Genomic DNA, 12575 nt, shown 5'->3' on the forward strand with positions numbered 1-12575 from the left:
AATGAAAGAGTTCAAAATTACGTACTTTTTTGACGAAGATCATTACATTCGACGATTTGTTCATTTGGATTCCTTTGAAGAAGCAAAAAGTCTAGTCCACGACGAGCGCGGGCAGTATGTTGCTTTTTTTGACAGCCGCGAAATATATCATGAACTGGACACTAGCAATGTAAGAGTCGTGCAAATTTCTGAATACCACCGTGAGAATAAAGCCGAACGCTAAAAAACTATGCATCCGTGCTGGATGCATAGCTTTTTTTATTGGTGCAATATAGTTTATGAACATTTCCGGTTATTCATAAGCGGTCATATCCAATTCCAGCACACCGTCTGTCATTCGATAAACTTTATCAAAATACTTAATGAGCCGGATATCATGCGTCACGACAATGGTTGCTGTCTGCTTCGATTTTGTTTCGTGTTGCAGCAGTTCCATCACTTCGAATGCTCGATCTGAGTCGAGTGAAGCGGTCGGCTCATCGGCTAAAATAATCGCTGGATTACTGAACAACGCCTTGGCGATTGCAACACGTTGCCGTTCCCCGCCCGACAAATCGGAAGGATAACTCTTACGCAACTTCGTAATACCCAAGTCTTTATACAGCTGTTGCCGTTCATCATTTGGCATATTGCCTTTCTTCACTTTATTCAGCAATTCAAGTTGCTCATCGACTGACAGGAACGGCACCAAATTGGATGCCTGCAAAATGAAGCCAATTTCCTGCAGACGAATTTTGGAGCGCTGTTTTTCATTGAGTTTCGACAATTCATTGCCATTGATGATCACTTGGCCCTCACTTGGTGCCTGCAGCCCGCCTGCTATAGTCAGGAATGTACTTTTTCCAGAACCGGAGGGCCCGATAACCGCGACCAACTCGCCTCGTTCCACTTTGAAATTGGTCTCTTTCAACGCTTCGACCAATGTATTCCCTTCGCCAAACGTCTTTTTCGCATTTCGTAGTTCCAGTACCATCGTTTACCCTCCTATCGCTTCAAGCGGATCAATCCGAATGATCGTCCAGACCGATATAACTGCACCTAAGATCGCTACTGTGATCAAAATGAGTCCGTAAATGATCATCGTCTGCAAATCAAATTGGACAGGGACCGCACTCGGCAAGAAACTTCCCGCAAGCCATGTCAATCCGAATCCGACCACGACACCGATTGTCGCCAGTATAAAAGTCTGCGCGACAACAGATTTCGCTAAATAGCCGCTCGAAATACCTTGTGCTTTCATCAATCCGAACATGCTGATCTTCTGCACTGTTAGCACATAGAGGAAAATCGCCACAATCGCAGCAGAGATGACGAACAGGAAGTAGATCATGTACGTCAACGTCATGTTCTGCTCGGTATAGCCCGGTAAATTTTTAATGAAATTTTCTACTTCGATGATTTCCAAGTCTTCTGGCACTTTTAATTTGCTCCAATTGGTGTCTTTCACAACGATTGCGTTGACTAAATCGGCATTTATCTCTGCAGCATCTCCAAACTTGAGATGCTGTAAATCATCTAAGTCGATATACAGTACAGGTGCTGCGTTGAAACGTGCCTGATCGGTGAATCCGATAATCTCAAGCTTCGTATCGGACGATGACAATTCAAGCGTGTCGCCGATCGCAAAGCCCTCGTCTTTCAATACATCCGACGCAATGACGCCGTTTTCTACGGAAAACGCTACCTCCCCTTCGCTCACTTTCGGCATAATGAAACCTTCCGGCTCGATCCCAAATAGAACGACATTTTTCTTCACCTTGCCATTATCCGCAATGGAGCCCATCTGACCGATGACTGCTGTTTCCTTCGCACCCAGTCCGTCAGCTTCTCCCTTATCCAATGAAGATTGATAAAGACTTTTATCCGATTCTTCGGTCAGTACAACTGCTTGCGCATGCCATTTATCAACTGCTTCCCTATTCATATTCGCCAGCCCTGCGGCGAGCCCTGATAAGAAAAACACTAAAAAGGATACGAGCAATAAAATTGAAGTGATCAATAAAAATCTCAATTTATTTCGTTTGATTTCGCTCCATGCTAAAAACATCTGCTTTTCACTTCCTTTATAAAACGTCTATTGCTTCTTCCAATTCATAAGATGTCGAGACTACCTCTTTTGACACGCCGCCGATTGATGTGATGACTTCGCGCAGGCTTTTCATATGATCGGAAAAATGGTTGATATCTTGAATCGTCATATGGACGGTACCCGTAATGTTCTGCAAAGTCTCTTTGGATGACTCTGTCTCTCTCATCCCCATATCCACAAATTTTGTCACATTCTCGATCGCCTGATGGACAGCCAGCGTTTTCGACTTTGATTCCGCTACGAGTTGAGAAATCGTATCAGTGGATCGCTTGGTCTGGTCGGCTAAATTTCGCACTTCATCCGCCACCACGGCGAACCCTTTTCCGTGAACTCCCGCACGTGCTGCTTCAATCGCCGAGTTGAGGGCCAATAAATTGGTTTGATCCGCTATGGTTTTCACCAATCGTACAACTTCCTCAATTTGCATGGAGGCTTGATTCAGTTCGTCAATCAGCACCGCCATTCCTTTCGTTTCTTTGACAATCGTTTCCGATGTATAGACGAGCTGCCCCATCTGCTCAACTCCCGACTGCGCTTGAACCGCTGACATTTCAGAGCGAATTATACTTTCCTTTATTTTACTGTCAAGTTCTGCAGATCGCTCCACTAAATCTTGCACGACCGAATACGTAGACTCGGATTTCTCCTCAATTTCCAACGCGATACTGCCAATATGCTTCTTCACCTCCGCTTTGATTTCCTGCTGCTGCATGCGCATCGCTTCATTCGTACTTTTCTCAAATGCTTCCAATACGAGCTGCTTCTCGAAATTCAAAATTTTACTTAAAGCCACAATCATTTCCTGCTCTTCACTTCGTTCCAATTCCAATGAAAACAATATGTCCAGCATCGTCGCATGCAAGTTCTGGAACGCTGCAACGTACCACTTCGGTTCCAACCCGATACGCAAATGAGACTGCGCGACTTTATTCCGATTGGCCAGATACGCTTCATCAATGACTCCATCAAATAAGCCGCCTAAATGCGTTGCCAATGTCTTGCTTAAATAATCCCTGTTGCTGTGCTCCTGAATCGTATCGGATAAATGCGGGACAGCCGTTACACTTTCATAGAAAGCATTGACAATATCATGCACCCGGTTTTGCATTGGTTCTTTCAAGGCCCGCAATAGCTGCAGATCACGCTCTTTCAACTTAATAGCATCCAACTGCAGCTGAACTTCTCTGGTGGATACTTGCAGTTTAATAGGGATGGTGGAAATAGACGGTACTATTGAAAGCGGTTGATGTTTTTTCGTGATCCACATGGGGCTGACTCTCCTTTTTCTTAAACGCATCTATACATTGTTCAATCTTTGTATAATGTTTGTCGAAACTTAGTATACATAGGTCTGGAGAAAAATGCTAGAGATCAGAGTAAGTTTCTATTTACTTTATGCGGCTTCTTAATAATATACCCACTAATACGCCAATAATCACATGTGCAACCGTCCACCAAAACCATGCGGATATACTCGTTATGCTTGGTGTACGTTCAGAAAAGGATGTAGTAGGATACAATAGAAGACCTATCACCACATTTACGATAAGAGAAAAGTAAATTATGCGTTTCTTGGGAATCCTCTCGCTTTTTGAATAAATGATTGCCAGTATGATGCACAATATAACAGAAACAATCAAGTGGAAAAGCACTTCAATTGATTCAGGGAAATGATACTCTTTCATTATTGGTATATAATCAACATTCAAGAGAAGTGTGTATACCTGATGACCCGTGACGGTCTGCATCATTCCCAGAAAAAGTGCCATTACCATACCGGATAGAAAGCTGATCCATGTCGCTTCCATAACTATTCTACTGTTCATTTAGACACCTTCCTATGCAGTAAAACTAGCAGGTTTGACTCACATCGTCAAATCTATGTATAATGTTATAAAGAGAGAAATGTACGGTGCCTAGATAATCACTAGTTGAAGAAAGGTTGTTTGCTGTGAAGCCCTTATCTGAAAAACCTACCTATACAATTAAACAGGTCGCGGATCGAACGGGCTTGTCGAGGCAAGTCCTGAGGAAATGGGAAGAGCGCTATGAAGTCGTGGTGCCGCAGCGGCTGGTGAACGGCTACCGTGTCTACCGCGAAGAAGACGTTCAGCTCTTTTTGCTGATGAAACGCTACTCAGAAGAAGGATTCGCTCTTTCTCAAGCGGCAAAAATGGCAAAATCTAAACGGACTTCCGCCCAGGAATCCGAACCTGAGGACACATACCAGGACACCATTTTGCGCGAACTCCTGCATCACGGCACAAACTGCGATGAATTGGAATTAAATCTTTTATTGCAAACGGCTTACCACCGATTAGGATTGGAGCTATATCTGCAACAAATCGTCATTCCTTTTTTGAAGAAAGTCGGCGATAACTGGGAAAGCGGTACGTGGAGCGAATATCAGGAAGCCCTATCCAGTCTGGTTGTACGAGATCAGCTTGTTCAGGTACGACGCAACTTCCAATACCGAGAAGGCTCTCCTATACTGCTGGGTGCTTGTCTGCCATTTGAATTACACGAAATTCCTGTCCATATTATCTTGCTGCAATTAATGCTCCGCGGCTGGAGGACCGTCATGATCGGCGCCTCGCCTGCTCTCGGAGCCATTCAGTCATTTGTGGAAAAAATTCGTCCTGACAAAGTATTGCTGTCCGCTTCCACCACTTTGCCTTTTGAAACACATCCAGGTTTTATTGCAGAACTGGATCGGTTCGCAGGAAGCTGTCCCGATATCAAGTTTTATTTAGGGGGACACGGATCCCTTCTTTTATCCGATCAACTAAAACTGACCCATATACATCTCATCGAATCCATCGATGAAGTTTAAGAACCGGCAGGCTTCCTGCATAAATCATATGCCTCCAATGCACGGGCGCGGGCTGCTTGATGGTCGACAATCGGCAGAGGATAGTTGCCTCCCAACCTTACACCTGCCGTTGACAGGACATCCGCAGGGGCTTCTGCCGGACGGAACACAAATTTCTCCGGCATACTCTCCAACTCAGGCAGCCATTTTTTCACGTACCCAGCCGCCCCGTCGAACTTTTCGCCTTGTACTGTCGGATTAAAAATTCGGAAATATGGCGAAGCATCACAGCCGCTTCCTGCCACCCATTGCCATCCCATCGCATTATTGGCCGCATCCCAATCCACCAGTGTCTGCTCGAACCAAGCTTGTCCTTCCCGCCAATCCACCAGTAGATGTTTGACCAGAAATGAAGCGGCAACCATCCGCACACGATTATGGATATAGCCTGTTTCCCAAAGTTCCCGCATGCCTGCATCCACTAAAGGATAGCCGGTCCGCCCCGTTTTCCAGGCGGCCAGGTGTTCACCCGCCTCTTGCCAAGGGAAGCGATCAAACTCAGGACGTATAGGCCGGTCAAGCATCTTCGGAAAGTAAAGCAACTGGTAGTGAGCAAAATCTCGCCATGCCAACTGCCGTAAAAATGCTTCCGTCTGATCATCTCCGATAAATTCTGCCTGATGAAGAGCCGCATGCCATAACGAGCGGACACTGATATTGCCGGCAGCCAAATAGGGGGATAACCGGGACACATGAGGCTTTGCAGGGATGTCCCTTCCCTCTTTATAGGAACTCAATCCTTGCCCGCTGAACGTTTTCCAGCATTCAATAGCGGCTGCTTCTCCAGGACGCCAGTAGTGTATAAACTTTCCATGCCAAGACGGTCCAGGCAACAAATCCCATTTACTATCAGGCAAAGAAGTAAGCAACGTGGACGATGGCAGCATGTTGGGAACTGGCAATGATTGCTCCACTCGTTCTTGACGCAGACGTTTCCAGAAGGGCGTGAAAACTTTATACGGTTCACATGTTTTATTGAGAATCAACGTCGGCGGTACTAGCAACGTCCCTTGATGGGAACGGACCTGCACTTCTAAATCCAAGAAAGCAGACAGCACATCCTGTTCCTGCCGGCGGCTCGCCGGATCGTAAAGTTCATTGAAAACGATACCTTCCGCTCCGCTGTCTTGTTGAACGGCAAGCAGCTGTCCAACAGGAGACCCTTTACGTACAATCAATTGTATTTGACGTTCCGCAAATTTCTTTTGCAGTTCCAATAAACTATGATGCAGCCACCAGTCCGATGCCTCTTGACGTGATTCCGGCAAAATGAAAACCGGCACCACTTCTCCATGGGCTGCCGCCTCTACTAATGCTGGATGGTCATGCAGGCGCAGATCTTTCCGGAACCAGACGATTGTTTTCCCCATGTTTCCTCTCCTTCTTCATTCGGCTGTTGATGACAGGATCTCCAACACCTGTCGTGCCTAAACGCCACCTTCTGCTTTAGGTCTTAAAAAGCTCCTGACCCTCCTCCGCCGCCACCCGTTCCACCGCCCCCGCTGCTTGAACTGCTTGGTGCGTTGGAAGATACGTTAGAAGAAGCCTGATTGAATGATCCCGACAAGAATACAGGATTGTAGACTAAGCTGCCTCCAATGCCGTTATCTGCATACTGATTTTGGTTGAGGCGTTTTTGAATACTTGCAAACTCTTCATAATAGGATTCAAGCTCAGGATGTTTTATACCGACTCCATAGACGAGGACACGAAACCTATCATCGGTGGATAGCGCTTCCCATTTTTCCGTGTTCATATCATTCATCCAATTCTCTACTTGCATCCATTCCATAAGCATGAGAATACCTGCAAAGTTGTGAGGACTATAGAATAAAATGAATACTAGGTTATACAAGGCGAGGATAATCGCCGTGAACATCAGAATATACAGATCATACGCTCCGAAAAAGATAGCGAGTGTAACGCCTGCCAAGCCTAGTAGGGCGAGGATCCAACGTAGCCTTGCGCTCGATTCTTTCAAGTCATATTGCTTCATTTCATGCTTCAGTAATTGCTGCCAAATCGTAAATGAATTTTGGAATGTATCATAATTTTTCTCGTCTTTCGTGTAAGCTTTCAACTGTGACAATGTGAAACGCTCATTACTGCCCACTTGAAAGAACAAAAGCTGAATCAGTTGTTGCTCATGATCATGGTCCACGTTGGCGTCCACTAACTCAAACTTTTCGTCTGACAATTGACGCACATAGCCTTTGCGGACCAAATCTAATAGCGCCGCTGACATTAATTCGACAGTTGCCGCGCCTTTTTTGAAGAATAGAGTGGCTGGCAAGCTCATGTCATAAGCAGGAACGAAAAAGCCATGGGAACTGATTTGCGCTTGAGCGTCCTTAACATATCTGTTTTTTCTAGATCTGACCACTGCACTGATCAATACGACAATTAGAAGCCCCGCTCCTAACGTGATGCCTCCAAATGTCTTTGTCCGTTCTCTGTTGGCAGCGTATTTTGCTCGTTCGATTTCCTGAAGCTTTCGATCTGCTTCGACATCCGGCCGGATTTTTCCATCCATCGCCTTCATCCCTGGAAATAAAGAAGATTCGTAGACGACACGAATATCACCGTTTTCTCCCGAGTCCACTTCACCGAGAGCAAATACCACACTGCCGTCTTCTTGAAGAGATCCCTTGTTTTCCGCGCTATGATAGCCGAGAAAACTTGCATTATTTGCACGGTCAGGAGGCGTAACGCTGATCGTCATGTTGCCGTAGTCTGTTTCATTGCGGTCATCGAAGAACGGCCAGTAAAATTCCGCCCCATCTTCGTATTTTTTCATTCCATCTTTAATTTGGTAGCGCAATTCAAAGTCAATCGTTTCTTTCTTCCCTTTACGGTGGGCTCGATATTCATCATTCTTTTTCTCGACTTTTAGTCTATTGCCATTTTCATAGGCTTCAAACTGTACGATAGAAGCGCCGGTTATCGGTTTGATTTCACGGATGATTCCGTTGAATTTCGAATCGAATTCATAGGTGTGTTGCTCATTTACCAGCACAGTGCCGTCCGGTTGCAATTGGGCGTTGATTTGCACATTCGGTATTGTAAAGTCGACTGCTCCTGCTGGCGCGGGGAATAGAATGAATGTGAGCAAAGCAACAAGTAGAAGTTTCCATTTCATTAAAATCACCTCTTACCATTTGTATACGGTAAGAGGTGCGAGTAGGTTTCATAGATTGCCTATAGCTTCATCATTCGATAAAAATAATACCCAATCGAAATGAACAAGACAGCCAATATGCCGATGAAAATGGGCATGTTCAGGGACTCGGTTCGTTCCAATGCGATGTCAGTCAATTGCCACATGATGAACACCATCAAAAGCGTGGACATGTTTTTCGTGACATTCATAAAAACCATGCCGTAGCGGTACTGTATTTCAACATTATCAGGGCGCAAATTAATGTAGTTATACAAATGCGGGTATTTTTCCAAAACCCACAGACCGATCCACAAAAAGATGGCAATAGCTGGCAAGATGAATAGCTCGAATTTAGAACCCCATCGATCCACTTCTCCATTTGCGCCGAAATGGGCCGGAATTTGGTCGGGCAGGCGATTCCAATGCAAAAGTAAATAGACTAGACACGCTGCGAATAACGCGACAGTCAGCACATCGAAGGCCTTCGCAAAACCTGGTTTCGGTATGTTCAATTTCGGTTTTTCTGTCTCCACACCGTCACCTCCCTCGCTTATGACTCCGGATTGCTCGTCATTTCAAAGACATCGAATACATCCTGATGAATATTCAATGACATAATTTTGCCGTTTTTCTCATAGAAATGAATCGTTCCTCTGCGCTCATCGACCAGCTCTGTCCAGCCCCATTCTTCAATAGTTTCCAGATAATGAGCGGGTGGATTGCCATCCTGATCGCCTATTCCCTGCAACTTGTATTTCGCTGCTTTTGAAATTTCATCGGTACAATCTTCCGGCTTCACTTCATAGGCATTTTTCGGTACAGGAAAACCCTGATTTATGACCGCCATCCGATAACCGTCTTCTTGACTGTAGACATTGGAGCAACCCGCAACGATTAGCACACCCGTTGAGAACAGTAACGCAAGCAACTGTTTCATCTAATTTACCTCCCGTTTCACAACTTGTTACCACAAGCGTACTAGGAAATATTGTCATTGTCATCCGACGGTTTTGTGACGGTTCCATCTAACGAATCACTTCAATTTCTGCACAATAACGACTTTCAGGTAATTGAACTCAGGATAGTCACGCGGGGTACGGAAATCCTTCGGTAATGAAGACTCTTCCAGTACTTTATAGCGCATATTCGTCTCTTTAAATGCTTGGTCAATGAAGCCTTTGAATTTTTTCATGCTGAAGCTCGCATTGTTCGTGGATGCTACGATGATGCCATTCTTCTCCGTTACCGCGATCGCTTCCTTCATGAGCATCGGATAGTCCTTCGCTGTACTGAACGTATACTTCTTTGATCGCGCAAAGCTAGGCGGATCAAGCACGACGAGACCGAACTTCATGTCATGACGCTTGGCATAACGAAAATAGTCGAAGACATCCATCACTTTGATGTCCTGCTGTTCATAATCGATACCGTTGACGCTGAACTGTTCAATCGTTTTTGCGACACTTCGCTTAGCCAAATCCACACTCGTCGTTTTGGTCGCACCGCCTAAAGCCGCTGCCACTGAAAAAGCACCAGTATATGAGAAAGTATTCAATACTTCCCGACCTTCCGCATACTCATCACGAATCGCTTCCCTGACATCTCGCTGATCAAGGAAAATCCCAGTCATCGCACCGTCATTTAAGTCAATTGCAAACTGCATGCCATTCTCCTTGATAATAATCGGAAAATCACCTGGTGTTCCCTTAACAAAATCATCCTGCTCCACATACTGACCTTTCGAATCAAAGCGCTTCTTCTCATAAACCGCCTTGTATTCCGCTCGTTTGTCGAGCACATTGTAAACGTGGTGACGAAACGCGTAAATTCCTTCGCTATACCAGCTGACCATATAGTAGCCATCAAAATAATCGATCGTCAGCCCGCCGATTCCATCGCCTTCTCCATTGAATAAACGAAACGCAGTAGTGTCGGGATCTTCCATATACGATACACGACGTTCAAATGCTGTAGTCATTTTTTTGTCAAAGAAATCAAAATCGATCTCTTCATTTTCATTATCCGTCAGCACCCAGCCGATACCTTTATTTTGCTTACCATAATAACCCTTCGCCAAAAATTTATGATAACGGTCCGTCAATCGCAGCAAACTGCCTTCCTCCGCATGAACTTCACTCGTCATCACAGCATCTTTCAAAATCAACGGATAACCCTTCTTTAAAGCCACTGTCCCTTGTGCATTTAACTGTATTTCAACTAATTTACTCATATCTTCATCCTTAGAATGTATTTTCCTTATTATCGCATGGATGAAGCAAAAGTGAAAGGTGGCGCATAGAGGCGACAGGCATAAGACGGACTGGACTTGAGACGCTTTTTGCCTCATGACCAGGCTGATTTATGACCCGAGACCCTGGATGAAGCAAATGTGAAAGGCGCCGTGTGGCTACGACAGACGTTTCTCATCCACTCAATCAATAGAAACACACGGACGAACCAAAACACTCTCAAACCGCGCCAAAGGGCTACCTAACCGAACCAATCCATTGACGCTCCGCACCATAGTCTTATCGTAACGAGCCAATTCTCCTCTCAAACGCTCCAAACTGACTGCGAACCGCACATTTCCACCACTATGAAAGCTTTGACTTATGATCCTACAATATATGTTAAAAAACCATTAAACAATTCCACTATTTCTCAGTCTCAATTGCAATCCAAATACAACAAAGGATACACTTATAGAGATCAACCAGACGAACAGGAGGAATTCCCATGAATATTATCCCTCTCGGCATTTGGGGCGGCTACCCAAAAGCAAATAGCGCCACATCTTCCTTTCTTCTCGAGCATGATGATTTTCATTGCTTGGTAGATTGCGGCAGCGGCGTGTTGGCCTCACTTCAGAACTACATAGCGCTTGACCAGCTTGATGCAGTAGTCATCAGCCATTATCATGCCGATCACATCGCGGATATCGGCAGTTTGCAGTACAGTCGTTTAATTCAGTATTATTTAGGACACCCGTCTCCCGCCTTGCCGATTTACGGACATGCTAAAGACGAAGAACAATTTGCCAAGCTAACGTATAAAGAGCAAACGCACGGCATTGAAATTTCGGAGGAGCATTCCGTACAAATCGGACCTTTTACTGTTTCATTTTGTCCAACCGTTCATCCAGTGTATTGCCTCGCAATGAAATTTACTGTTGCAGACAAGTCCGTAGTTTTTACAGCAGATACAGAATGGGCAGATCAACTCGTCTCATTCGCAAAAAATACCGATCTGCTGATTAGCGAAGCCAATCTATATGAAGAGCATATCGGCAAATCGCCGGGCCATCTAGCCGGCAGTCAGGCAGGAAAACTCGCGAGTGAAGCAAACGCCGGACAACTTGTACTCACTCATTTGCCGCATCACGGTGACCTGCAGGATATTTTACAAGCAGCTCAAACTACATTCGCCGGGATAGCAGAAATTGCGGAAGTCGGAAAATTTTATAGCCTATGACGTAAAAAAACGACCTTGCACAGCGCAAAGGTCGTTTTCTCTCTTATAAAAACACAATCACCGCTAAAATAATAGCTAAGACGATTCGATAAATCGCGAACGGTACCAATTTAATTCGGGAAATTAGTTTCAGGAAGAAACGGATCGAGATGAGCGAGAAGATGAATGCGCTCAAAAATCCAACAACATAAAACCAAATATGATCCATCGACATATACTCCCAGTTTTTCAGCACCGACACTAAACTTGCACCTGCCATGATCGGCACCGCCATGATGAACGTGAAATCTGCCGCAGTCCGGTGATTCATCCCGAATAAAACGCCTCCGGAAATCGTCGCGCCTGAACGTGAAAACCCTGGCCATAACGAAAGACATTGAACGAGTCCGACAGTGAATGCCTGTTTGTATGTAATTTGATCCAACGTCTGTACGCGCGGGTGTTTTGGTCCGAACCGATCCGCCGCAATCATTAACAACGCACCCGCCACTAAAGCAATAATGACCGTTTCGACTCCGAATAGATAATCATCAATCAAGTCCTTGAATGCAAACCCAAGAATAACAGCCGGCAACATCCCGACAATGACATGAAGCAAGTTGAAACGTTCACTCATCTTGACGCCGTTCTCCACATTGTACAAACCTACAAGACTAAATAATCGTTTCCAAAACACGACGACAACAGCCAAAATCGAACCAAGCTGAATAACGATCTTAAATGTAATCGCCGGGTATTTCCCCAAAAACTCTTCCGTCTTCAGCCACATATCATCGACAATGATAAGATGGCCTGTCGAGGAGACCGGTGCAAACTCCGTCATTCCTTCTACAAATCCTAAAATTAACGCTTTAATTAAATCGAATAATTCCATTTGACTCTCTTTCCGTGAAGGCCGCCCTTCACCTATTCTATTTTCTATTAAATATAACACTACCATGACGCCTGAATCAGTGGATAAGTTTCATTCAATTAATTATCCA

General features: G+C 45.0%; 13 protein-coding genes. 3 read left to right on the top strand and 10 right to left on the bottom strand.

From position 1 onward, the window contains the following. Nucleotide 1 precedes the first annotated feature (1 nt). Nucleotides 2–223: a hypothetical protein gene (locus tag B5D59_RS08080; protein WP_009766487.1), complete on the top strand. Its 222-nt coding sequence runs from the start codon at nucleotides 2–4 to the stop codon at nucleotides 221–223. Between the two features lie 69 nt (nucleotides 224–292). Here the strand turns inward: B5D59_RS08080 and B5D59_RS08085 are convergent, their stop codons facing one another. The 4 genes from B5D59_RS08085 to B5D59_RS08100 form a co-directional block, all read right to left on the bottom strand. Beyond that, nucleotides 293–973 carry an ABC transporter ATP-binding protein gene (locus tag B5D59_RS08085; protein WP_009766488.1) on the bottom strand — a complete coding sequence of 227 codons (681 nt, stop codon included), beginning with the start codon at nucleotides 971–973 and terminating at the stop codon, nucleotides 293–295. 3 nt (nucleotides 974–976) lie between these two features. Further along, a complete protein-coding gene (locus B5D59_RS08090) occupies nucleotides 977–2047 on the bottom strand; it encodes an ABC transporter permease (protein ID WP_009766489.1) in 1071 nt (356 codons plus the stop codon). A gap of 16 nt (nucleotides 2048–2063) precedes the next feature. Next, a complete protein-coding gene (locus B5D59_RS08095; RefSeq protein WP_176132530.1) occupies nucleotides 2064–3356 on the bottom strand; it encodes a globin-coupled sensor protein in 1293 nt (430 codons plus the stop codon). Nucleotides 3357–3477: 121 nt separating this feature from the next. After that, nucleotides 3478–3915 carry a hypothetical protein gene (locus tag B5D59_RS08100; protein ID WP_078817569.1) on the bottom strand — a complete coding sequence of 146 codons (438 nt, stop codon included), beginning with the start codon at nucleotides 3913–3915 and terminating at the stop codon, nucleotides 3478–3480. 125 nt (nucleotides 3916–4040) lie between these two features. On the opposite strand from B5D59_RS08100, the gene B5D59_RS08105 reads away from it, so the two are divergent. Then, nucleotides 4041–4922 (top strand): MerR family transcriptional regulator, encoded by an 882-nt coding sequence (locus B5D59_RS08105; protein ID WP_176132531.1) that lies wholly within the window; start codon nucleotides 4041–4043, stop codon nucleotides 4920–4922. Here the strand turns inward: B5D59_RS08105 and B5D59_RS08110 are convergent. From B5D59_RS08110 to B5D59_RS08130, 5 genes are all read right to left on the bottom strand, one after another. Beyond that, nucleotides 4919–6331 carry a cryptochrome/photolyase family protein gene (locus B5D59_RS08110; protein ID WP_078817571.1) on the bottom strand — a complete coding sequence of 471 codons (1413 nt, stop codon included), beginning with the start codon at nucleotides 6329–6331 and terminating at the stop codon, nucleotides 4919–4921. The genes B5D59_RS08105 and B5D59_RS08110 overlap by 4 nt on opposite strands. An 83-nt stretch (nucleotides 6332–6414) precedes the next feature. After that, the gene (locus B5D59_RS08115) at nucleotides 6415–8100 is read right to left on the bottom strand and encodes a DUF2207 domain-containing protein (RefSeq protein ID WP_078817572.1); all 1686 of its coding nucleotides are present in this window, start codon (nucleotides 8098–8100) and stop codon (nucleotides 6415–6417) included. Nucleotides 8101–8159: 59 nt separating this feature from the next. Next, nucleotides 8160–8654, bottom strand: a complete 495-nt coding sequence (locus tag B5D59_RS08120) for a DUF1648 domain-containing protein (protein WP_176132532.1) — start codon at nucleotides 8652–8654, stop codon at nucleotides 8160–8162. A 17-nt stretch (nucleotides 8655–8671) separates the two neighbouring features. Next, nucleotides 8672–9058 carry a hypothetical protein gene (locus B5D59_RS08125; RefSeq protein ID WP_078817574.1) on the bottom strand — a complete coding sequence of 129 codons (387 nt, stop codon included), beginning with the start codon at nucleotides 9056–9058 and terminating at the stop codon, nucleotides 8672–8674. A 96-nt stretch (nucleotides 9059–9154) separates the two neighbouring features. Next, nucleotides 9155–10351, bottom strand: a complete 1197-nt coding sequence (locus B5D59_RS08130) for a class I SAM-dependent rRNA methyltransferase (RefSeq protein WP_040758643.1) — start codon at nucleotides 10349–10351, stop codon at nucleotides 9155–9157. A 506-nt stretch (nucleotides 10352–10857) separates the two neighbouring features. Here B5D59_RS08130 and B5D59_RS08135 point away from each other — a divergent pair. After that, complete coding sequence (locus tag B5D59_RS08135) at nucleotides 10858–11592, top strand: MBL fold metallo-hydrolase (RefSeq protein WP_009766497.1); 735 nt, start codon at nucleotides 10858–10860, stop codon at nucleotides 11590–11592. A gap of 43 nt (nucleotides 11593–11635) precedes the next feature. On the opposite strand, the gene B5D59_RS08140 is transcribed toward B5D59_RS08135, so the two are convergent. Next, nucleotides 11636–12466: an undecaprenyl-diphosphate phosphatase gene (locus B5D59_RS08140; protein ID WP_040758646.1), complete on the bottom strand. Its 831-nt coding sequence runs from the start codon at nucleotides 12464–12466 to the stop codon at nucleotides 11636–11638. Between the last annotated feature and the right edge of the window lie 109 nt (nucleotides 12467–12575).

This window comes from Sporosarcina newyorkensis (assembly GCF_900167515.1).
In the GTDB taxonomy this organism is placed as follows: Bacteria; Bacillota; Bacilli; order Bacillales_A; family Planococcaceae; genus Sporosarcina; species Sporosarcina newyorkensis.